Source organism: Nocardiopsis sp. CA-288880, from assembly GCF_050955985.1.
Taxonomy (GTDB): Bacteria; Actinomycetota; Actinomycetes; order Streptosporangiales; family Streptosporangiaceae; genus Nocardiopsis; species Nocardiopsis tropica.
The window spans coordinates 3,942,279-3,963,741 of sequence record NZ_CP192105.1 but is presented as its reverse complement, the minus strand read 5'-3'; the positions used below and the strand labels follow the sequence as shown (position 1 = coordinate 3,963,741).

Below are 21,463 nucleotides of genomic sequence, written 5' to 3'. Positions count from 1 at the left end.
CCGGACCTTCGTCAACGGCGCCGAGGACGGCCCGACCCCGGCCTGGTCGCCCGCCGGCAAGCTCCTCGCCCAGGGCATCACCCGGTACCCCCACGGGCCGGTGGGTCCCTGGCGCCGGTGGGACGAACAGGGACGGCTTGTGCGCGAGACCGTGCACGACGCCCTGGGCAACCGCATCATCGTCCGCGAACTCGACCGGGTGGGCAACATCGCCCGCGAGGAGCGCAGGCCCCCGCCCGCCTGGCCCGCGTCCCCGCGACCGGCGCACAGCACTTCGCCCCCCGGTTCTGAGAAGCGCACGACGGAATGTTCCCCGGAGCACGCCCGGTCCCCGGGCCCGCGTGCGGGTCCGCTCCGGCCGGCGGCTCTTGGAGCGGCCCCCCGGGGGGAAGGACCTACAGCGTCCCCGACCCCCCGGACGGTCCCCGTGCGCGCTCGCCCCCTCCCTACCTGGCTCATCGGAGCCCTCGACCTCCTCGTCGCCGCCGCGATCCCCTTCCTCGTCCTGGGCGCGCTCTGCGCGAGCGCGTGGCTGGACGCCCACGGCCGGGGCTGGCCGAGCGACCTCCTGGGCGTCGCCCTCGGCCTCGCGGGGTTCTGCGGCGGTTTCTTCTCGCTGATGCTCTACATGCGCTTCGACTGGATGCCGGAGTTCTTCTTCGCGGGCGCGGTCAGCTTCCTGCTGCTCGGGAGCGCCTCGGTGATCGCGGACCGGATCACCGAGGAGGCCCTGCACGACCGGGGCGTCGAGGTGACCTGCGCACTGCTCGCCGTGGAGTCCCGCACGATCACGACCACCACCCAGCACGCGGACGGCACCACCTCGACCAACACCCGCACCGTGTACGACCACACCCTGGACTGCCCGCCGGGCGGACCCGCGGAGATGACCCTGGGACACAGCGCGGGACAGGAGGGGGAGTCGGCGCAGATCACCTACGACCCGCGCGGCCGCCTCGACCCCGTGCCCTCGGACTCCCTCCCGGCCGGATCCCCGTCCCCGCTGCCCTGGTGGCTCCTGTCGGCCGCCGCGGCCCTGCGGGTCGGCCACGTGGCGGTCTTCCTCGCCGTGTACCGCCGCTACTGACGGGGTCCGCCCGAGGGCGGGGCCGCGGGAGCCGGAGCGGATCCGCGCGCGGACACGCGGAAGGCGTCCCCGTCCGCCCGGGACGGACGGGGACGCCCGTGGGTGGAAGCCGCCGCACCGCGCCCCGGTGGCCTCGACACAGGGGAGGGGCGGCGGCTTCCGTGGGACGGGGGTCGGACGTCCTGCCGGCCCCCGCCCCGGTCTGCGGGGCCGGTGCGCCCTATCGGGGCACCCTCCTCACGAACGCGGTCAGGATCTGCTTGGCCGCTGCGCCGGTGATCGAGTTCCCGGAGGTCGCGTTGGACCCCTCGCTCTTCCTGCAGGCGAGGACCGCGTCGGCGGTCCTGGTGCCGTAGACGCCGTCGATGACGCCGGGAGGGAACCCGGCGAAGGTGAGCAGTTCCTGGAGGTACTTCACGCGCTCACCGGTGTCGTTCAGCTTGAGTCCGACCATGTCGCTCTCCGTCCGTGCGTGCGGGGCCGTGGAGCCCCGCGGTGTGGTGTCGCCGCCGTCCGCGGTCCGGTCGCGGCCGGCGCCCGCGGACAGGAGGCGGGTCGTGTGCGGCTGAGCCCCGTCGCGGGCGTACCGGCCCGCGGCGGGCCGTGCGGGGCGCCGCCCACCCGGCGCCGGGAGGCGGGGGACCTGCCGGGGCGGCGCCGTGGCCGGTTCCGGGGGCACACGGTCCCGGAAGCGTTCGGGTCGCCGTCGGGCTGCGCGGGCGGGCCGTGGCGCGGTCCGGGCCGGCGCGGCCGTGTCCGACTCGTCACGCGGCGCGTCCGACCGCGCGCGAGTCCGTGGGCCATGGGGGCCTCCAAGGGAGGGAGAGGGGTGAGGGCCACCTCGCGTCGGGGCCGGTGACCTGGTGTGTTACTACCCCGCGCGGCGAAACGGCGCACAAGCGGGCCACCCGGTGGGGCGCACCGGGTGGCCCGGTGTCGGTGGGGCCGACGCCTGCGGGGCGCCGGTCGGACGCCCGGCGGAAGGCCCCTGCGCCCGGGCCGGGCCCGCGGGGCCCTCCGCGGCCCGGCAGGGGACCGCCGGCCGGGGGAGCGCGCCCCGGACCGTTCCTCCGGGGACCTCCTCCCGGCGGGCCGGGTCTGCCCGGGGTCGGCGCCCCGCCACCGGTCCGCATCCCCGCGGGAAAGAACACGGCAAGGAACGTCCAGGAATGCACACTCGCGGCCTTCCGGGGCGTACCGGCACGAGTGCGGGGTACGCGCGTCCCAACGCATGACCAGCCGATCCGAGGAGGTTGTGGTGATGCACCCGCAGGATGGGTCCGGCGGGCCCGACAGCGGTGGCGGCAAGGCCGACACGGCTCGCGCGGCGGCGGGCGAGGTCGCGTCCACCGCGAAGGAGCAGGCGCGTTCCCTCGCCGGAGAGGCCCGCTCGGAGACGGGGCACGTCGTCGGCGACGTGCAGGACCGCCTCCGGGAGGAGGCCGACAACCAGACCCGGAAGGCCTCGGGCAACCTGCGGCAGTGGTCGCAGGAACTGGGGTCCATGGCCGAGCACGGGGACGACGGGTCGCCCGTGGGGGACGTGGTCCGACAGGTCGCCGACGGCGGCCGCGGCGCCGCGGACTTCCTGGACGAACGGGGCGTCGACGGCCTGCTGGACGAGGCCCGTGACTTCGCCCGGCGAAGGCCGGTGGCGTTCCTCGTGGGGGCCGCCGTGGCCGGGTTCGCGCTCGGTCGCGTCCTCAAGGTGTCCTCCTCGGTCTCCGACCAGGCAGGATCCGGAGGCGACGCCTCCGGGCGGGGGACGCCCGCGGTCGCAGGGCGCGGGGAGACCTCACTGCCGCGGCAGGGGGACCCGGTGGCGGGCGAGGCGGTCCCGTCGGCCGCGGCCCCGGAGGGGCCGGGCCGGGACCGGGGAAGCGGGGGAGGCTGACATGGCGACGGTTCCCAGGCCCTCACCGAGCACACGGGACCGGATCCGGCCGGAGCCGGTCCAGGACGACAGGTCCCTGGCCGAACTCGTCGGCGAGGTGACCACCGACCTCCAGACGCTGTTCCGCCAGGAGCTCGCCCTGGCCAAGGCCGAACTCCGCGAGGAGGCCGCCAAGGCGGGCAAGGCCGCCGGGCTCTTGAGCGGGGCGGGCTTCGCGGGCTACATGACGGTGGTGCTGCTCAGCCTCGCGGCCGTGTTCGGCCTCGCCGAACTCATCGGCCTGGGCTGGTCGGCCCTGGTGGTGGCGGTGCTGTGGGCGATCGCGGGCGCGGTCATGTTCTTCATGGGGCGCAGCCGGATGCGCGAGGTCTCGCCCAGGCCCGACCGCACCATCGAGACGTTGAAGGAGGATGCCCGATGGGCGAAACATCCGACCGGATAAGGCAGGACATCGAACGGACGCGCGCGGAGCTGACCGAGGACACGGACCGTCTGGTGAGCCGCGCCAACCCGAAGAACGCGATCGACCGGCGCACCCACCGGATGCGCCGCAGGGCCCACGACATGAAGGAGCGCGTCATGGGGTCGATGCCGTCCCCGGGATCCGGCGGGGACTCCGCCGGGGGCTCGATCCGGCAGAACGCCGACCAGATGGCCGGCGCGGTCAGGTCGGCTCCCCAGCAGGCACTCCGGCAGACCCGGGGCAACCCTCTCGCCGCGGGCCTGATCGCCTTCGGCGCCGGGCTGCTGGCCGCCTCCCTCCTCTCCGAGAGCAGGGCGGAGCGGCAGGCGGCCCAGCAGGTCCAGGACCGTGCGGGCGGGATGATCGAGCCGGTCCAACAGGCCGTCTCCGAATCCGTGGACCGGGTCAGGGAACAGGCCGCCGAGTCGGCCCGCGGCGCCGGAGAGCACCTGAAGGAGAGCGCCTCGGAGAAGGCGCACGCCACCGGTGAGCAGGCCCAGCACGAGGCCAAGAGCGCCTCGGAGGAGATCCGCGGTTCCTAGACCGCGGGCCGTGTCCTCGCCGCGCTCCCACCCGGCCGGCCTCGGTGGCGGGCCGGGAGGGCACGGCCTCGGCTCCGGCGGTCCCGCCGGAGCGGGAGAGGAAGGAAGTGGCCGATGGCCCGTCAGCGCGACGAGAACCCCGGCGGCGGACACCCTGCGGCGGGAGAGGCCTCGGCGCCGACCCGCATGTCGAAGTCCTCGTGGTGGGGCTCCCTGCGAAGGACGTTCCGCGAGTTCAGCGCGGACAACGTGACCGACCTGGCCGCCGGGCTGACCTACTACGCGATCCTGTCGCTCTTCCCGGCGCTGCTGGTGCTGGTGTCCCTGCTCGGCCTCGCGGGGCCGGAAGCCACGCGGACACTGACCGAGAACGCCTCGGCCGTCCTGCCCCAGGACGTCTCCGGCCTGGTGACGACCGCCATCGAGAACCTCCAGGGCAGCGCCGGCGTCGCCGGGCTGGTCGGCGTCATCAGCCTGGCCGTCGCCCTGTGGTCGGCCTCGGGCTACATCGCCGCCTTCATGCGGGCGTCCAACATCGTCTACGACGTCCCGGAGGGGCGGCCGGTCTGGAAGACGCTGCCCATCCGCGTCGGCGTCACCCTGCTGCTCGTGGTCCTGATGACCCTCACCGTGCTCGCCGTCGCGGCCTCGGGCGGGGTCGCCGAGCGCATCGGACAGCTGCTCGGACTGGGCTCCACGGCGGTGACGGTCTGGGGCATCGCGAAGTGGCCGGTGCTGCTGGTCGTCGTGGCCTTCATGATCGCCCTGCTGTACTGGGCCTCGCCCAACGCCAGGCGCGGCTTCCGCTGGGTCAGCCCGGGGAGCCTGCTCGCGGTGGTGATCTGGCTCCTCGCCTCGCTGGCGTTCGCCTTCTACGTCGCCACCTTCGCCTCCTACAGCAAGACCTACGGGAGCATGGCGACCGTGGTGATCTTCCTCGTGTGGCTCTGGATCAGCAACATCGCGATCCTGCTGGGCGAGGAGTTCAACGCCGAGATCGAGCGCGGCCGGGCTGAGGAGGCGGGGCAGCCCCCGGGCGAGGAGCCCTACGTGGAGATGCGCGACCGGCCCAAGGCCGAGGGCGGGAAGCGGTCCGGGCGCCGCGCGTGAGCGCGGCCGGCGCGCGTGTGCGGCCCCGGCCCGGAGGCGGCTCGTCCGCCGGCCCTCCCCGGCCGGAGCAGCAGGTCCGGTTCTTCCGGGCCCCGGGGCGTTTCCTCCCCGGCTTCCGCCCGTCCTCATTCAGATGTTAACATCATCTGGATGTTGTAAGTATGGGAATTTCGGGGCGCCGGAGCTCCGCCCGCCCCCGACGCGGCGCCCCGCGCTCCGGGGCCGCGCGGGGCCGCCGCACCCCGGACGCGCAACGGTGGGGAGCACGGTTCGACGATGGCGACTCGGCACTTGTACGTGGTGCGGCACGGCGAGGCGGACCCCTTCGGGGAGCTGACCGACGCCGGGCGGCGGCAGTCGGAACTGCTCGGGGAGCGCCTGTCCCCCCTGCCGGTCGACGCCGTGTGGCACTCGCCCCTCGCCCGCGCGGAGCGCTCCGCCCGGATCATCGGCGCGCACCTGGGCGGGGCCGCCGTGCGGGAGGCGGCCGAACTGGTCGACCACGTCCCGTACGTGCCGGACGAGCCGCCCCCCGGGTGGGCCGGGTTCTTCGACGGGTACGACGCCGCGGAGGCCGCCTCGGGCAGGGAGCTCGCCGACGCCCTCGTCCGCAGGTTCGCCCGCCCCGCCGACACCGTGACCCACGAGGTCCTGGTCACCCACGCCTACCCGGCGGCCTGGCTGGTGAGGCACGCCCTCGACGCGCCGCCCGCGCGCTGGATCGGGCTGAACTGCTCGAACACGGCGCTCACCGTGATCGAGTACCGCGACGGCGCGGGATCCACGGTGCTGACGTACAACGACATGGGACACCTCCCGCCCGAACTGCGCTGGACGGGCTTCGGGCCCGGCGTACGGCCCTGAGGGACCGCCCGCGAACGGGTGGGGCCGGGACCGCGGCGGATCCCGGCGCCGACGGCCGGCTACGACACAGGGGGCCGCTTGCGGCCACGGGCGTCCGGGCCGTCGTGGCCGAGCGCCGTCCGGATCCGGCCGAGCCACTCCTCGCCCAGCCTGCGCCCGTCCGGGAACCGGTCCTCCCGGTCCCAGCGCCACGCCGTGACCATCGCCAGCACGAGGATCCGGCACCGGCGCAGCAGGTCGGGGTCGACACCCGGGTAGTGCTCGCCGGCCTCTTCGGGCGCATGGGCGAGGTCGAAGACGACGGGTCCGCGGCAGCACGTCTCCAGGTCGACGAACACCGGCCCGCTCCGCGTGGCGAGCACGTTGCCCGGGTGCGGCTCCCCGTGCAGCAGCTGCGCGGCGCCGCCGCGCTCGCCCACCAGCCGCCCCAGGCTCCGCAGAGTGTCGCCGAGCAGGTCCCGGTCGGCGTCGGCCAGCGCCGGGGAGCGGTCGCGGTCGGCCACGAGACGCCGGGCCTCCTCGACCCGGTCCGTGAAGTGCGGAGCCGGGACGTCGAGCCCGCGCATGCCGGCGTGCAGCCGCCCGAGCGCGGCGGCATAGTCGGCCGGCGGGATCTCGCGGGGCGCCACGGGCTCGTAGTAGGTCCAGAGCGTGACCACGAAGCCGTCGCGCTCGTACACACGCGGCTCCACCCGGGGGTCGAGCGCTGCCACGGGGCACCCGGAGCCGACGAGGCGCAGGGAGAGGTCGACCTCGAACTGCGCGACGTGGTCCGACGCAGGCGCCACCCGGGCCAGGACGTCGCAGGGCAGCAGCCGCAGGGTGAGCTTGTTCGAGTCGTGGAGGACGATCGCGTCGTCCGTCGCCAGGCCGAGTGAGGAGGCGACCGACACGGCCGCGGCCATCGCATGCGAGATCTTCGACGCCTGCATCCCCGCCGGGCCCCTCTCCCTCGAGCGGCGCCGCACCTCTTCGCGCGGTGCGACCAGCGCACCCTACCAAGTTCCCGGCCGGAGGGACGGGGCGGTGCGGCGGCCGGGGCGGCGGCCCCGGCGGACGGCCCCGTGGGAGGCCCTGCCGCCGGCCCCGCCGCCGGACGGCGCGAACGGTCTCAGCCGCGGCGCCGCCCGCGCCCGAGCACGGCACGGGCGGCTTCGAGGCGGTCGGCCTCGTCGCGTCCGGAGCGGTCCCCCGACACGTCGTCGGCCCACGCGAGCAGCCGGTGGAGGTGCTCGTCGGCGGCAGTGGCGACGACGCGGGGGCGCCCGAGGGCGACCTCGCCGCCCGTGCCGTCGACGGTGACGAGGCCGCCCTCGCCCAGCGTGCGTCCGCCGACCTCCAACCAGTCGGCTCCCACGGACAGGCCGGAGACCCCCACGACGGCGGGCTTGCCCATCGCGCGCGCGACGACCGCGGCGTGGCTGGCCGGACCCCCGCGGGCGGTGACGACCCCCGCGGCGGCGGCCAGGCCGCGCATGTCGTGCGGGGAGGTCTCCGGACGCACGAGGACCACCGGTCCGTCCGCGGCCATGCGCACCGCCGCCTCGGAGGTGGTGGCCACCCCGCCGACGGCGATCCCGGGACACGCGCCCAGCCCCCGGGCCAGCACGTCGGCCTCCCCGGCCGGGTCCAGCCGGGGCGTGCGCACGTGCCGCAGGTGGTGCGGCGAGACCCTGCGCAGCGCCTCGCGGCGTCCGATCACGCCCTCGTCCGCGAGTTCGGTGGCCACGCGCACGGCTGCGGCCCCCACGAACCGGCCCGGCCGGACCTGGAGCAGCCACAGTTCGCCGGACTGGAAGGTGAACTCGACGTAGCACGCGTCCCGGTAGTGCTCCTCGATCCGGCCCAGGGCGTCGAGCAGGCCCGCCCACACGGCCGGCTCCCGGTCGGCGAGTTCGCGCAGGGGCCGGGTCGCCGCCCTGCCGGAGACGACGTCATCGCCCTGGCGGCCGAACAGGACCTCGCCGAAGGGGGTGTTCCCGCCGGTGTCGGGATCCCGGCTGAACGCGACCCCGCTGCCGCTGCGCCCGTCGCGGTTGCCGAACACCATCGCCTGCACGACCACGGCGGTGCCCAGGTCGTGCGGGATGCCGTGCAGGTCGCGGTAGGTGCGTGCGCGCGGGGACTCCCAGGAGGAGAACACGGCCCCCACCGCCAGCTCCAGCTGCGCGGCCGCCTCGTCGGGGACCGGCCGGCCCAGGCGCCGCCCGATGCGGTCCTGGAGCGCCGCGATCGCACCGGCGGGGTCGGCCTGCCCGTCGGTGTCCCCCCGCGCGGGGGCTCCGCCGGGTGCGGTTCCGGCGCCGTCCGCGTCCGTGAGCGCGGAGGCGAGGGTGGACAGGAACCGCAGCCGCGAGCCCAGCGCGAACCGGGGGTCGCCCGTCTCGGCGGCCAGCCCGGCGGCGGCCCCGTCCGTGAGGCCGAGGTTGAGGACCGTGTCCATCATGCCGGGCATCGACACGCCGGCCCCGGAGCGCACGGACACCGCCAACGGCAGCCGCGGCCCGCCGAAGCGGCGCCCCGTGGCGGCTTCGAGACCGCCCACGGCGGCCGCGAGCTCCCCGTCCAGGCCCTCGGGGAGGCGCCGGTCGCGCAGGAAGGCGCGGCACGCCTGCGTGGTGACGACGAACGCCGGGGGCACCCGCAGGCCGAGGCGGTGCAGGAGCACGAGGCCGTGCGCCTTGGCGCCCAGGGTCCGCGCCGTCCCCCGGGTCCCCGCCGAGAGGGGGCGCACCCACCTCATCGGGGGATCCCCAGGGTGGCGAGCAGGTCCTCGTGGAGCTCGGCCCACACGGTGTGGTAGGACGCGGTGGTGTCGGTCACGTGCTCCAGGGCTCCGGCCCGGGCGCGTTCGAGGGCCCCGGCGAGGCGGGTCCGGTAGCGGCCGAACCGGGGCAGCGCGGCGGCCAGGTCGGCGCAGACGGCGGCGGCCCGCCGGTCCAACCCGGCGAACGCGGCCAGGACGCGGGCGTCGTAGGACGGGTCGCCGTGGTCGTTGACGGTCATGACGCCGTCGACCGACCGCAGCTGCCAGGCCGTGCAGAGGTCGAGCAGTTCGGGGTTGAGCACGAGGAAGTCCTCGTAGGCCGCCGTCACGGCGGTGCGGGCGCCGGCCGCCTCCAGCTCCCCGGTGATCCGCTCGGCGTCCGTAGCGCGGCCAGCCTCCGTCAGGCCCCACCCGCCGAAGTCGCCGGCGGTGCGGGTCACCAGGCCGGCGACCGCCAGGTCGATCAGCTCGGACTCGGCCCCGGATGCGGCCAGGCCCGTGGCCTCGGCCACGCGGGAGAGGCCGGAGTGGCCGCCGCAGCGCAGGGCGTGCAGCACCAGCAGGTCGGCGCCGGTCGTCGCGGGGCCGCTCATGTGCGGGCCCCCCGGGGCCGTACGCCGCCGGTCCTCCGGCCGTGTCCCGCGGGCCGCGCCTTCGCCGCGCCCGTGCGGGCGGGCCCCCGGCGCCGTGCCCGATCCTGTCGGACCATCACCACCTCTTTCTCCGTGCCAACGCCATCAGGATACTCACATAATCTGGATGCTGAGAACATCTCAATATGGGGAGGTCGGTCCGGCGGCCCCGGGCCGGGGCGCCGAACGCGTCGACCGGGCCCTCTGCCCGGACGCCCCGGACCTCGTCGTGCTCACCGCCCCTCCGGGGGCGACCGCTTCCGCGTCATCGACACCGGCCGCGGCCGACGGGTCCGGCCCTTGCCCCGTCTGCACGCGGGCACCCTCAGGCACGGACCGCCCGGGGGAGGGCGGCCCGCCGTGGAGGACGCGCACCGCCCCGCCGCGTTAGTCTCCGGGCATGACCGACATTCCTGCGCGTCTGACCGTGGTGACACTCGGCGCCCGCGACATGCCCGGGCTCCGACGGTTCTACCGGGCCTTGGGGTGGGAGGAGGTGGAGTCCAGCGGCGACGGCTGGTCGGGCTTCCTCCTGGGCGGGGTGCTGCTGTCCCTGTACCCCCTGGAGGAGCTGGCAGCCGAGGCCGCGGGCGGGGCCCCGGCCCCGGCCGGGTGGTCCGGGTTCACCCTCGCCTGCAACGTGGACGGCCCCGAGCAGGTGGACGAGTCGTTCGCCGCCGCGGTCCGGGCAGGCGCCGCGGTCGTGGCCGAGCCGGTGGAGCGCCCCTGGGGAGGACGGTCCGCCTACGTCGCGGACCCCGAGGGCAACCGCTGGGAGATCGCCTGGGCGCCGGGCGCGGGGTTCGACGACCGGGGGCGCTGACCTCCTTCGGAGCCTGACGCCGGCCCGGGGCGTCCGTCCCGGAGGACGGGCCCCGGACCCGGCTCAGGGCCGGTCGCGGGGGCGCCTGCGCGCCCCGCGCACGGGTTCCGGGGCCTTCCCGGCGACCACGGTGTTGGACACGGAGCCGATGCCCTCGACGGTCAGGGTGACCGTGTCGCCCGGCGCCAGCGGGGGCGGGTCCTGACGGCCGCCGCGCCCCCACAGCTCGGCCAGGCAGCCGCCGTTGCCGCAGGTGCCCGACCCGAGGACGTCGCCCGGGCGCACCCGCGCGCCCCGCGAGGCGTAGGCGAGCATCTCCTCGAAGGTCCAGCCCATGTTGGACAGCAGGTCGCTGCCGACCACCTCGCCGTTGACCTCCGCCGTCAGGGCCAGGCGCAGGTACCCCTCCCCGTCGCGGTACGGCTCCAGCTCGTCGGCGGTGACCAGCCAGGGGCCCAGCGTCGAGGCGGTGTCCTTGCCCTTGCAGGGCCCCAGGCCCACCTGCATCTCGCGGGACTGGAGATCGCGCGCCGACCAGTCGTTGAACACGGTGTAGCCGAAGACGTGGTCGCGGGCCCGCTCCGGCGTGAGGTCCGACCCCCCGCGGCCGACGACCGCCGCGACCTCCAGCTCGAAGTCCAGCACCGCGCTGCCCGGGGGGACGGGGACGTCGTCGTGCGCCCCCACCAGCGAGGCCGGGTTGGAGAAGTAGAAGGTGGGCGCGTCGTACCAGGCGTCCGGAACCCCCTCCCCGCCGCCCACGCTGCGGCGCACGCCCTCGACGTGCTCCTCGAAGGTCACGAAGTCGCGCACCGAGGGCGGTTCCAGGGGCGGCAGCAGCCGCACCGAGGACAGGGGCACGGGCGCCCCCGTCCCCGGCACGGGGGCGCCGCCCACCAGGTCGAGCACGGCGGTCCCCACGGGGAACGGGCGGACCCGCCCGTCCTCCACCACGCCGCAGCGGCGCAGGCCCTCGTGCTCATAGGCGGCCAGTCGCATCGGTTCTCCTGTCGGTCTCTACAGCGGAGGGGCGACGAAGCAGCCGCGGTCGGGGTCGTTGAACGACTCCTTGGCGACGAACTCGTCCATCGGGTTGGCCGTCCCCCACTGGTCGGTGACCCCGGGGTCGGAGAAGTCGTACATGTGGGGGTGCCAGGCGTCCTCGTCCAGCATCTCCAACTCCGTCGTGTACTCCAGGGTGTTCCCGTGCGGATCCATGAAGTAGGAGAAGGTGTTGTTGCCCGCCAGGTGGCGCCCCGGCCCCCAGATCTTGCGCACGCCCGCCCGCAGCAGGCGCCCGGTGCCGCGCATGTACTCGTCGATCCCGCGCATCTCGAACGAGACGTGGTGGAGCGACGTGTGCGGCCCCTTGGCCAGCGCGATGCTGTGGTGGGCCGGGTTGCACCGCATGAAGTGCATGACCTCGCCCATCCTGGGGTGCATGAGGGTGTCGGAGAGCGCGAAGGACAGGTGCCGCTCGTACCAGGCGCGGGTGCGCTCCAGGTCCGGGGTGTTGAGCACCACGTGGGAGAGCCGGACCGGCACGGACTCCTTCTCCTCCACCTTGCGGTGCGCGCGCACGGCCACGTCGGCGGAGACCTCGATGGTGCGCCCGTCCACGTCGAAGAAGCGCGTCCCGTAGCCGCCGCCCGGGGTGTCCACGGCGCCCGGTTCGCTGATCATCACGACCCCCGACCGGATGAGGCGGTCGGCGAGGGCGTCCACGTCCGCGGGCGAGGCCGCGCCGAAGGACACCAGGTCGATCCGCTTCTCCTCGGCCCGGCGCAGCCGGACCACGTAGTTCTCCGGTGAGCCCTCCGCGGCGAGGAAGGACACGCCCGAGTCGGTCTCGGCCTCGGTCAGCTTCCACATGTCGGTGAAGAACGTCCGCTGCTTCTCGAAGTCGGGCACGGCCAGCGCGACGTGGCGGACGTGGGTGATGAGGCGTTCGGTCATGGTGCTTCCTCCGTGGAAGGGTCGGTGGTCAGGCCCAGGAGCTCCGCGGCGTTGCCGCCGCCGATCCGGGCGAGGGAGGCCGCGTCCAGCCCGGCCGCCCGCAGCGCCGCCACGGGCGTCTCCGTGCCCATGTCGAACGGGTGGTCCGAACCCAGCAGGACGCGGTCGGCGCCCACCGCCTCCACCAGGTGGCGCAGGACGGCGGGGTCGTGGACGAGGGAGTCGAACCACATGCGCCGCAGGTAGGAGCTGGGCGGGTCCGCGCAGCCCCGGGCCTCGGGGCGCACGCGCCAGCCGTGGTCGGCGCGGCCGATGTGGGTGGGCAGGTAGCCGCCGCCGTGCGCGGCGAGGACCCGCAGCCCCGGGTGCCGGTCCAGGACGCCGGAGAACACCAGGTGGGACAGGGCGACGGCGTTCTCGGCGGGCTGCCCGACGATGTTGGACAGGTACCAGCGGTCCAGGCGGGCGTCGAGCGTGCACCCGAAGGGGTGGACGAACAGCACCGCCCCGGCGTCCGCCGCCCTCTCCCACAGCGGCTCGTAGGCCGGGTCCGACAGCTCCCGGCCGGGCGCGTGCGAGGAGACCTCCACGCCCCTGAGCCCGAGGGAGAGGGCGTGGTCGAGCAGGCCCACGGCCCGCTCCGGGTGCTGGAGCGGGACCAGGCCCAGGCCCAGGAGCCGGCCGGGGGCGCGGGAGCAGTGCTCGGCCACACCCTCGTTGGCCAGCCTGTGCGCGCGTTCGGCCAGTCCGGGAGCGGCCCAGTAGTGGTAGTGGGACGGGGAGGGGCTGACGAGCTGCACGTCCACGCCCGCGCGGTCCATGTCCGCGAGCCGGGCGCCCACGTCGGTCAGGCGCCCCACCCGTTCGGCGACCATGCGCCCGCTGACCCGCAGGGACTCCGCCCCGTTGCGCCGCGCGTCCAGAGCCCGGTGCGCGTCGTGCCCCGGCTGCCCGGCGACCAGTTCCTCCACCCCGGGGAGCAGGAGGTGGGCGTGCACGTCGACGATCACGGCAGCTCCGAGACCAGCGCGGAGACCTTGCGCATCATGCCGGGCACGTCGGCGTCGCGCGCGCCCTCCAGCTGCCAGCGGGCCAGGGTGACCGACGCCTCCACGACGGTGCGCACGCGCTCGAAGCGCCTGGCCGCGAACGCGTCGAACAGCCGCTGGTCGACGGCCTCCGCGGACAGCAGCAGCTCGGCCAGCACCAGGGCGTCCTCCAGACCCTGGGCGGCGCCCTGGGCGAGGGTGGGCGGGCAGGCGTGCGCGGCGTCGCCGATGAGCACCACCCGGCCCCGGTTCCACGGCGCCTCCACCAGGAGGGACTCGAACCACGTGTAGTTGACCCGGTCGGAGGCGGCGATGTCGGCGCGGATCCCGTCCCACACACCGCCGTAGCCCTCCGACAGCGCGGCCATGCGCCCGGCGCGTTCGCGTCCGGTGAGGTCGGCGTAGGCCCCGGCCCGCTCCACCAGGTAGGCGTACATGGTGTCCGGCCCCGTGGGGCAGTGGCCCGCGATGAAGCACGGGCCCCCGTAGACGAGGTCGGTGCGCTCCACCCCGGCCGGACGGCGGGTGTGGATGCGCCAGATGCCCATGCCGTTGGGCTCGGGCCGCGTGTCGATCCCGATCATGCGCCGCACGGTGGAGCGGATCCCGTCCGCGCCCACCACCACGTCGTAGCGCCGCGAGGTGCCGTCGGAGAGCCGGACCCCCACCCCGCCGGGGTCCTCGGCCAGGCCGTTCACGGTCAGGCCGAGGCGCAGCCGGGCCCCCGCGGCGCGGGCCGCGGCGCCGAGGAGGGCGGTCAGGTCGGGCCGGTTCATGCCCACGGTCGCGGGCAGGTCCGGACCCCCGGTCCGCACGTCGGGGATCTCCGCCAGCAGGGTGCCGTCGGGGGCGCGCATGCCCAGGCTGTCGAAGGCGAAGCCCGCCGCGGCCACCTCCTCCCACACGCCGAGCTCGCGCAGCACCCGCAGCGCGTTGCCCTGGACGGTGATGCCCGAGCCGAGGGTGTCGGCGTCGGACCGGATCTCCGCGACGTCCACGTGCACGCCCTCGCGGGCGAGCAGGACCGCCAGGGCCAGGCCCGAGGTCCCGGCTCCGACGACCAGGACACTGGTGACAGCTTTCATGGGGGACGCACCTTCACTTGACGGCGACGGGGTTGACGGGGGAGCCGACCGCTCCGGTGAACGGGATCGGTGCGGCTGTCAGGAAGAACTCGTGGACGCCGTCGGCCGCGCAGTGCGCCGCGAGCGCGTCCAGGTCCCACATCTCGCCGATGAGCAGCCCGATGTGGGGGATGGCGACCTGGTGCAGGGGCTGGAAGGCGTGGTCGAACTCGTTGGGGCGCACCTCGAAGCCCCACGTGTCGGTGGCGACCGCCGCGATCTCGGAGGAGTGCAGCCACCCGGCGGTCGTGAACGACAGGCCGGGGGCGGGACCGCCCGCGTAGTCGCCCCAGCCCTCCCTGCGGGCGCGGGTGAGCTGGCCGGTGCGCACGCACACGATGTCGCCCCGGCCGACCGCGACGCCGTGCGCGGAGGCCGTGGCCTCCAGGTGGGCGGCGGTGACCGCGAAACCGTCCGGGAGCTCGCCCTCCTCCCCGAGGACGCGGCCCACGTCCAGCAGCACGCCCCGGCCGGCCACGGGGGCGGCCATGTGCTCGATGCCGGTCACCAGGTCGCCCGCCGAGGTGACGACCTCGGCGGCGTCCCGGCCGTTCCAGGCGCGGCCGTGGTCGAAGATGTGGCCGAGGCCGTCCCACTGCGTGGAGCACTGCAAGGGCATGGACACCACGTCGTCGGCGCCGCCGAGGCCGTGCGGGAACCCCTGGTCGCCCCGGGCCGCCTCCACACCGGTGTCGAGCATCGTGTGCACGGGGTTGGTCCGGCGCCGCCAGCCGCGCTGGGGCCCGTCCATGTCGAAGCGCTGCGCCAGGGAGAAGCTGACGCCGAGGCGGACCAGCCCGGCGGCCGCGCGCCGCTTGGCCGCGTCGAGGAAGTTGACGGTGCCCAGGACGTCGTCCGGGCCCCAGCGGCCCCAGTTGGAGTACTTGCGCGCGGCCTCGGCGACGGCGCCCTCGGGATCGGTCCTGTCGGGCATCACGCCTCCTCCGCCACGCAGGTGTTGCGCTGGGCGCCTAGCCCGGTGACCGAGCCCTCCATGACGTCGCCGTCGCGCAGGAACCGCCCCCAGTGCATGCCGTTGCCCGCCGGGCTGCCGGTCAGGACCACGTCCCCGGGGAGCAGTTCGACGGTCCGGGAGACGTAGGAGACCAGGCGGGCGACGTCGAAGATCATGTCCTTGGTCGACTCGTCCTGCATCGTGCGCCCGTTGAGCTTGAGGGTCACCCGCAGGTCGCCCGGGTCGGCGACGAACTCGGCGGGGACCAGGTACGGGCCCAGGGGGGTGAAGGTCGGGGCGTTCTTGGCGCGGAGCCAGTCGGTGCCGATCTCGGGCATGTCCCGGCGGAAGACCAGTTCGCGGGCGGTGATGTCGTTGGCGATGGTGTAGGCGGCCACGTGCTGCGGCGCCCGCTCGGGGGAGACCCGGAAGGCGGGCTCGCCGATCACCGCGGCCAGCTCCAGCTCCCAGTCGGGGCGGGTGCACCAGCTCGGGACGACCACGTCGTCGTAGGGGCCGGTCACCGAGGAGGGGAGGCCGACGAACACGTACGGCTGGTCCTCGGCGGCCCGGCGGTCCATCATGGCCGCGGCCTCCGCCCGCACCTGCTCCGCCGGACGCCCGCCCTCGGGTTCGTGGGCGACGGCCAGGTCGATGACGTGGGTGCGGTAGTTGGCCCCGGACTGGAGGATCTGGCGCGGTCGCACGGGGGCGTGGACCCGCAGGTCGGCCAGCCGGTGGCGGCCGGACCCCCCGGTGGAGGAGGACAGGCCGCGCAGCACGGGCAGCACCTCGGACCAGCGCTCCAGCAGCTCCCGCGTGCCCGGGTTCGCGCCCGGGGCGCCCCGCAGGACGGGCACGGTCCGCAGGTCGAGCACCTCCTCCCCCGTGACCAGGCCCGGGAAGGGCGCCCCGCCGGCGAGCGAGAAGGTCCCGAGGGAGAAGGGTCGGACGGCTGACGGGTCTGTTGCCACGGTGTTTCCTTCCGGTGTGATGCCACTAACATCGATCCCCCGGAGGGATTTGTGAAATAGATCTCCCATATGGAGGACATCCACCCAGTGGATATCCGCAGGAGGGCGTGGGCGTGAACATCGCGAATCTGGACCTCAACCTGCTCGTCGCCCTGCGCTCACTGCTGGAGGAGCGCAACGTCACCAGGGCGGGGGAGCGCATCGGTCTGAGCCAGCCGGCGACCAGCGCGGCCCTGGCCCGGTTGCGCCGCCACTTCTCCGACGAACTCCTGGTGCGCAGGGGCAACCGCTACGAGCTGACGCCCCTGGGCCACGCCCTGCGGGTGCCCGCCGCCAACGCCTGCTCGGTCATGGAGCGGCTCTTCAGCAGCCGTGCCCGCTTCCACCCGGACACCGATCGGCGCGACTTCACCCTGCTCGCCTCGGACTACGCCGTCGCGGTCTTCGGGTCCCGGCTCTCGCGCGCGCTCCACACCGAGGCGCCGGGCGTGCGGCTGCACTTCCGGCAGATGCCCGACACGATCGTGGAGGCCACCGAGGGCGTGCTCGGGGGAGTGGACGGCGTCCTGATGCTGCACGGGGTGATCAGCGGCTACCCCACCGTGGAGCTCTACCGGGACGAGTGGGTCTGCCTGGTCGACGCCGCCAACGACACCGTCGGCGAGACGGTCACCATGGACGACCTGGCGCGGCTGCCCTGGGCCGTCTACCAGCGCCCCTACGACGCCCCCGTCACCCACCAGCTGGGCATGCTGGGCCTGGACCCGCGCGTGGAGGCCTCCGCGCACAGCTTCCGCCTGCTCCCCGACCTGGTGCGCGGAACGCGCAGGGTGGCACTGGCGCAGCGGCGCCTGGTGGAGCACGAGGGCGGGCACGCCGGGCTGCGCGCGCTGCCCTGCCCGTTCCCCGCCGCCCCGATCCAGGAGGCCCTGTGGTGGCACCCGGTGCACCGGCACGACGCGGCCCACGTGTGGCTGCGCGAGACCGCGGCCCGGGTGGCGGCGGACCTGGACCGCGACGGCGCCGGGGCCGGCCCGCGCCGGCCCCCGACCCGCGGCGCGGACCCGGGCGCCCCGGCCGGCGCGGCGCCCTAGCTGGAGGCGCGCTCGACCAGGTGCGGGGCGAACAGCAGGCGGCGGTGCCGGTGCCCCGGGTCCTCGACCTCCTCCACCAGCAGGCCGGCCGCCGCACTGCCCAGCGCGTGGCTGTCGACGTGCACCGACGTCAGCGGCACCCCGGCCGTGGCCGCCGAGGCGATGTCGTCGAACCCCACCACGGCGAGGTCGTCGGGGATGCGCCTGCCCGCGCGCGTGACCGCCTGCATCACCCCCAGGGCCAGCAGGTCGTTCGCGCAGAACACCGCGGTGGTCGGGCGGGACGAGGCCAGGATCCTCTCTCCCGCGCGCCGCCCCTGGTCCAGGGTGAACGCCCCCGTCTCCACCACCTCCACGGCCTCCTCCGGGCGCCCGGCCATCGCCGCCGCCCGGCGGCACCCCGCCAGGCGGTCCACGGACTGGCGCATGTGCACGGGCCCCGTCACGCAGGTGATCCGCTCGTGCCCCCGCGCCAGCAGGTGCGTGGCCGCCAGCTCGCCGCCCGCCTCGTCGTCCACGGCCACCGAGCACACGTCCGGGAAGTCGGTCGAGTTGTGGAACAGCACCGTGCGCAGCCCGCGCGAGCGCACCCGGTCCACCCACTCCCGGGAGAGCTCCGCCGGGGTGATGAGCACCCCCTGGGCCTGCTGCTGGAGGAGCATCTCCAGATAGCGCTCCTCCTTGCCCGGGTCCACGTCGGTGTTGCACAGCACCACGGTCCGGTCCACCGCGTGCAGGCGGTCCTCGGCCCCGCGCGCCACACCGGTGAGGAAGGGGTTGCGCACGTCGAACAGGACCAGGCCGACCCCGGTGCCGTGGCCGCTGCTGAGCTGGCGCGCCGCGTGGTTGGGCCGGTAGCCCAGCGCGTCGATGGCCCCGCGCACGCGGTCGCGCGTGGTCGGCGCGACGATCTCCGGCCTGTTCAGGACGTTGGACACCGTGGCCACGGAGACCCCGGCCTCCTGCGCCACTTGCCTTATGCTGACGGCCTTCACGGCGTGTGTGCTCCCCGCGTCCTCGATGGAGGGGTCGAGTTGTAACGCTTCAATCCCGGTCCCTGATGGTAGTGGCGGCGCGGAGCGCCCCGGGCGCCCCGCGCCGGTCGCGGCGCCCGCTCACGCGGGAAGCCAGGGCGCCTCCACCTCGTGGGCGCCGCTGCCCACCTCGAAGGGCTCCAGCCCGGGCAGGTCCACCACGGCCGTCGCGCCCGGGGGCACCACGGCGGCCACGCGCAGCCGGTCCCCGTCCCGGCGCCAGTGCACGCTCGCCGTCCCGTAGGGGGTCTCGTGCGAGGCGCCCGCCCGCTCCAGCCCCCCGCCGGGACGGGGCGCGACGCGGATCCTCCGGTAGCCCGGGGCGCCGGGCGCCAGGCCCGCCACCGTACGGTGCAGCCAGTCGGCCACCGCGCCGAGGGCGTAGTGGTTGAAGGAGGTCATCTCGCCCGGGTTGACGCTCCCGTCGGGGAGCATGCTGTCCCAGCGCTCCCACACGGTGGTCGCCCCCATCAGCACCGGGTACAGCCACGACGGCGACTCGCGCTGGAGCAGCAGCCGGTAGGCCGTGGCGGTGTGGCCGTGGCGGGACAGGGCGTCGCACACCAGGGGCGTGCCCGCGAAGCCCGTCGCGATGCGGTACCCGCCCGCGGCCACCAGTTCGGCGAGCCGGTCGGCCGCCGCCGCGCGGGCCGGGCCCTCCGGCAGCAGGTCGAAGCACAGGGCCAGCGCGTACGCCGTCTGCGTGTCGCTCGTCAGGCGCCCGCCGCCTGGGGAGTACGCCGCGCCGAAGCCCTCGCGCGCGCGTGCGGCCAGGCGCTCGTAGCGCTCCCGGTCGGCGTCCTCGCCCAGCACGCCCGCGGTCCCGGCCATCGTGCGCAGCGTGTGCGCGGCGTAGGCCGTCGCCACGAGCGAGGGGTCGGTGAGGGAGCGGAACGGGTCCTCGGGCGGGGCCGCCGGGTCGAGCCAGTCGCCGAGCTGACGGTCGCGCCGCCACGTGCCGTCGGCCTCCAGCCGCTGCGCCACCAGGTCCGCCCACGCCCGGGCGCTGGCGTACTGGTCCCTGAGGACCCCCGCGTCGCCGAAGCGCTCGTAGAGGCGCCAGGGAGTGAGCACGGCGGCGTCGCCCCACACCGCCGCGGGCCAGGCGGGGGTCCAGGTCGGGGCGTGGACGGTGGGCACGATGAACGGCACCGTGCCGTCGGGGTACTGCTCGGCCGCCAGGTCCGCCAGCCACGAGCGCAGCATCCCCGCGCAGTCGTAGAGGAAGGCCGCGGTGGGGGCGAACACCTGGATGTCGCCGGTCCAGCCGAGCCGCTCGTCGCGCTGGGGGCAGTCGGTGGGCACGTCGACGAAGTTGCCGCGCATGCTCCACCGCACGTTCTCGTGCAGCCGTTCCACCAGGGGGTCCGAGCAGGTGAACTCACCCGTGGGGCGCATGTCGGTGTGCAGCACGACCGCCGTCACCGCGTCCGGTCCCGGCTCCCCGGGCCAGCCGGTGACCTCCGCGTAGCGGAAGCCGTGGTAGGTGAAGCGGGGCTCCCACACCTCTGCCGCACCGGTCCCCGCCAGGACGTAGGTGTCGGTGGCCTCGGCGAAGCGCAGCGGGCGGGTGCACAGCTCCCCGTCCTCCAGCACCTCGGCGTGGCGCACGGTCACCTCGGTCCCGGCCGGCCCCGCCACGCGCAGGCGCACGCGCCCCACGAGGTTCTGGCCGAAGTCCACCAGCAGACCGCCCGACGCGGTCGGGGCGAGCGACACCGGCGCGAGCTCGGCGGTGCGGCGCACCGGCGGCGACAGCGGCGCCACCAGCGTGGCGGGGTCGCGCTCGACGGGCACGGCGGGGGACCACCCGGAGTCGTCGAAGCCCGGCTCCGACCAGCCCGCCTGCTCCAGGCGCGCGTCGTGGCGCTCGCCGTCGTAGAGGCTCGCGGACAGGATCGGGGAGGGCGCGCACCGCCACCCGGGGCCGGTGCCCGAGCGCACGCGCGACCCGTCCTCGCACTCCACCTCCAGCTGCGCGAGCAGGCCTGTGCGGTCGCCGTAGATGTCGCGGCGGCCCCCGTGGAAGCCGAGCCGGCCGCGGTACCAGCCGTCCGCCAGGTGCGCCCCGAGCACGTTCTCGCCCTCGCGCAGCAGCTCCGTCACGTCGTGGGTGCGGTAGCGCAGCCGCGACCGGTAGGAGGTCCAGCCGGGCGCGAGCACCTCGTCGCCCACGCGCACGCCGTTGACCTCGGCCTCGAAGGCCCCGTGCGCGGTCACGTACAGGCGCGCCGACCTGGGGGGCGCGGGCAGGGTGAAGCCGCTCCGCAGCAGGACGGGCCGCTCGTCCCCGCCCAGGCCGTCGCCGGGGCCGACCATGCCCGCCCGCCAGTCGCCCGCCTGGAGCAGGCCGGCCTCCACCTCCAGGGGCGCGCTCCAGGGCGAGGGCGCCTCCAGGCCGCCTCCCCACACGCGCACCCGCACCGACCGGCGCTCGCGCGAGGCCAGGGGGGCGTCCGGCCAGGGGACGAGGACGGACTCGGCGCCGGCCAGGCGTCCGCTCCTGCGGGTCCGGCCGCCGTTCCCGCGGACCTCGATCTCGTAGGCCTCCTGCCGCCAGCCGGGCGCGGCCCGGCGCACCGTCCACGAGAGGCGGGGGCGCGGCTCGCCGATGCCCAGCGCCGTGCGGTGGTGCTCTGCCGTGGGCGCCTCGGGCACGGGGCCGACGGGGGTCTTGCGGGGGTGGGACACAGGGGACTCCTGTACGGGAGTGAGGGAAGTGACGGCCCCGGACGCGGACCTGAACGCGCGTCCGAACGCTCTGGTTGAAACGGTTCAAAGCGTGAGGGCAAGCGCAACCGTAGGAACCCGGGCGGGCTCCCGTCAAGGTCCGAGGGGCGGCACGCAGCTGTGCGATCTGGTGTCAAGACCCCCTTCCATTCAGTGAAATACCTGTTCAAAGGCTTTTTCTGGGAGGTGGTCGGAGAGATGCGCTGGCCGACCCGCTCTGGTTGCGAAGAGGTTTCGTTCGCCTCCGGGGGTTGACGCATGTCACTTCCTCGGCCTAGCTTCGGGCCAATCAATAAATCGTTTCAACTCTGTTAAACCCGGAGTCGCGCAGGAATCGGAGCAGTGAACTCCCCTCCCGCGCCCCA

Annotated in this window: 20 protein-coding genes and 1 pseudogene; 9 read left to right on the top strand and 12 right to left on the bottom strand. The window is 75.2% G+C overall.

What is annotated here, in order from left to right:
* Positions 1–4 precede the first annotated feature (4 nt).
* Both ACQPYD_RS17395 and ACQPYD_RS17390 read left to right on the top strand, forming a co-directional pair.
* Positions 5–291 (top strand): annotated as a pseudogene (locus ACQPYD_RS17395) (hypothetical protein); the annotation flags it as partial.
* Between the two features lie 136 nt (positions 292–427).
* A complete protein-coding gene (locus tag ACQPYD_RS17390) occupies positions 428–1,087 on the top strand; it encodes a hypothetical protein (protein ID WP_433696645.1) in 660 nt (219 codons plus the stop codon).
* Between the two features lie 220 nt (positions 1,088–1,307).
* Here ACQPYD_RS17390 and ACQPYD_RS17385 read toward each other — a convergent pair whose 3' ends face one another.
* On the bottom strand, positions 1,308–1,541 hold the full coding sequence (locus ACQPYD_RS17385; protein ID WP_433696644.1) for a peptidoglycan-binding domain-containing protein: 234 nt from the start codon (positions 1,539–1,541) through the stop codon (positions 1,308–1,310).
* A gap of 807 nt (positions 1,542–2,348) precedes the next feature.
* Here ACQPYD_RS17385 and ACQPYD_RS17380 point away from each other — a divergent pair.
* From ACQPYD_RS17380 to ACQPYD_RS17360, 5 genes are all read left to right on the top strand, one after another.
* The gene (locus ACQPYD_RS17380; RefSeq protein WP_433696643.1) at positions 2,349–2,981 is read left to right on the top strand and encodes a hypothetical protein; all 633 of its coding nucleotides are present in this window, start codon (positions 2,349–2,351) and stop codon (positions 2,979–2,981) included.
* Position 2,982: 1 nt separating this feature from the next.
* On the top strand, positions 2,983–3,423 hold the full coding sequence (locus ACQPYD_RS17375; RefSeq protein ID WP_433696642.1) for a phage holin family protein: 441 nt from the start codon (positions 2,983–2,985) through the stop codon (positions 3,421–3,423).
* Positions 3,399–3,986 carry a DUF3618 domain-containing protein gene (locus tag ACQPYD_RS17370; protein WP_433696641.1) on the top strand — a complete coding sequence of 196 codons (588 nt, stop codon included), beginning with the start codon at positions 3,399–3,401 and terminating at the stop codon, positions 3,984–3,986. Before ACQPYD_RS17375 ends, ACQPYD_RS17370 begins: the two co-directional genes overlap by 25 nt.
* Positions 3,987–4,100: 114 nt before the next feature.
* Positions 4,101–5,096: a YihY/virulence factor BrkB family protein gene (locus tag ACQPYD_RS17365; RefSeq protein ID WP_433696640.1), complete on the top strand. Its 996-nt coding sequence runs from the start codon at positions 4,101–4,103 to the stop codon at positions 5,094–5,096.
* A gap of 276 nt (positions 5,097–5,372) precedes the next feature.
* Positions 5,373–5,960, top strand: a complete 588-nt coding sequence (locus tag ACQPYD_RS17360) for a histidine phosphatase family protein (RefSeq protein WP_433696639.1) — start codon at positions 5,373–5,375, stop codon at positions 5,958–5,960.
* 59 nt (positions 5,961–6,019) lie between these two features.
* On the opposite strand, the gene ACQPYD_RS17355 is transcribed toward ACQPYD_RS17360, so the two are convergent.
* From ACQPYD_RS17355 to ACQPYD_RS17345, 3 genes are all read right to left on the bottom strand, one after another.
* The gene (locus tag ACQPYD_RS17355) at positions 6,020–6,892 is read right to left on the bottom strand and encodes a phosphotransferase enzyme family protein (RefSeq protein ID WP_433696638.1); all 873 of its coding nucleotides are present in this window, start codon (positions 6,890–6,892) and stop codon (positions 6,020–6,022) included.
* Between the two features lie 179 nt (positions 6,893–7,071).
* The gene (locus ACQPYD_RS17350) at positions 7,072–8,703 is read right to left on the bottom strand and encodes a pyruvate, phosphate dikinase (protein ID WP_433696637.1); all 1,632 of its coding nucleotides are present in this window, start codon (positions 8,701–8,703) and stop codon (positions 7,072–7,074) included.
* Positions 8,700–9,320 carry a transcriptional regulator gene (locus ACQPYD_RS17345; RefSeq protein ID WP_433696636.1) on the bottom strand — a complete coding sequence of 207 codons (621 nt, stop codon included), beginning with the start codon at positions 9,318–9,320 and terminating at the stop codon, positions 8,700–8,702. Before ACQPYD_RS17345 ends, ACQPYD_RS17350 begins: the two co-directional genes overlap by 4 nt.
* A gap of 439 nt (positions 9,321–9,759) precedes the next feature.
* On the opposite strand from ACQPYD_RS17345, the gene ACQPYD_RS17340 reads away from it, so the two are divergent.
* Entirely contained in the window at positions 9,760–10,182 is a 423-nt protein-coding gene (locus ACQPYD_RS17340; protein WP_433696635.1) for a VOC family protein, read from the top strand.
* A 63-nt stretch (positions 10,183–10,245) separates the two neighbouring features.
* Here the strand turns inward: ACQPYD_RS17340 and ACQPYD_RS17335 are convergent, their stop codons facing one another.
* Genes ACQPYD_RS17335 through ACQPYD_RS17310 form a run of 6 tightly spaced genes read right to left on the bottom strand, consistent with a single transcriptional unit; the run spans position 10,246 to position 16,240 of the window.
* The gene (locus ACQPYD_RS17335; RefSeq protein WP_433696634.1) at positions 10,246–11,181 is read right to left on the bottom strand and encodes a fumarylacetoacetate hydrolase family protein; all 936 of its coding nucleotides are present in this window, start codon (positions 11,179–11,181) and stop codon (positions 10,246–10,248) included.
* A gap of 18 nt (positions 11,182–11,199) precedes the next feature.
* Positions 11,200–12,138, bottom strand: coding sequence for a VOC family protein (locus ACQPYD_RS17330; RefSeq protein ID WP_433696633.1), 939 nt, complete (start codon positions 12,136–12,138; stop codon positions 11,200–11,202).
* A complete protein-coding gene (locus ACQPYD_RS17325; RefSeq protein WP_433696632.1) occupies positions 12,135–13,148 on the bottom strand; it encodes an amidohydrolase family protein in 1,014 nt (337 codons plus the stop codon). Before ACQPYD_RS17325 ends, ACQPYD_RS17330 begins: the two co-directional genes overlap by 4 nt.
* Positions 13,145–14,272 (bottom strand): FAD-dependent monooxygenase, encoded by a 1,128-nt coding sequence (locus tag ACQPYD_RS17320; RefSeq protein WP_433696631.1) that lies wholly within the window; start codon positions 14,270–14,272, stop codon positions 13,145–13,147. The genes ACQPYD_RS17325 and ACQPYD_RS17320 overlap by 4 nt, the downstream gene beginning before the upstream one ends.
* A gap of 13 nt (positions 14,273–14,285) precedes the next feature.
* A complete protein-coding gene (locus ACQPYD_RS17315) occupies positions 14,286–15,245 on the bottom strand; it encodes a cyclase family protein (protein ID WP_433696630.1) in 960 nt (319 codons plus the stop codon).
* Positions 15,245–16,240: a fumarylacetoacetate hydrolase family protein gene (locus ACQPYD_RS17310; protein WP_433696629.1), complete on the bottom strand. Its 996-nt coding sequence runs from the start codon at positions 16,238–16,240 to the stop codon at positions 15,245–15,247. Before ACQPYD_RS17310 ends, ACQPYD_RS17315 begins: the two co-directional genes overlap by 1 nt.
* A gap of 113 nt (positions 16,241–16,353) precedes the next feature.
* Here ACQPYD_RS17310 and ACQPYD_RS17305 point away from each other — a divergent pair, with 113 nt between their 5' ends.
* Positions 16,354–17,334, top strand: coding sequence for a LysR family transcriptional regulator (locus tag ACQPYD_RS17305; RefSeq protein WP_433696628.1), 981 nt, complete (start codon positions 16,354–16,356; stop codon positions 17,332–17,334).
* On the opposite strand, the gene ACQPYD_RS17300 is transcribed toward ACQPYD_RS17305, so the two are convergent.
* On the bottom strand, positions 17,331–18,305 hold the full coding sequence (locus ACQPYD_RS17300) for a LacI family DNA-binding transcriptional regulator (protein WP_433696627.1): 975 nt from the start codon (positions 18,303–18,305) through the stop codon (positions 17,331–17,333). The genes ACQPYD_RS17305 and ACQPYD_RS17300 overlap by 4 nt on opposite strands.
* Before the next feature lie 144 nt (positions 18,306–18,449).
* A complete protein-coding gene (locus tag ACQPYD_RS17295) occupies positions 18,450–21,059 on the bottom strand; it encodes a family 78 glycoside hydrolase catalytic domain (protein ID WP_433696626.1) in 2,610 nt (869 codons plus the stop codon).
* Between the last annotated feature and the right edge of the window lie 404 nt (positions 21,060–21,463).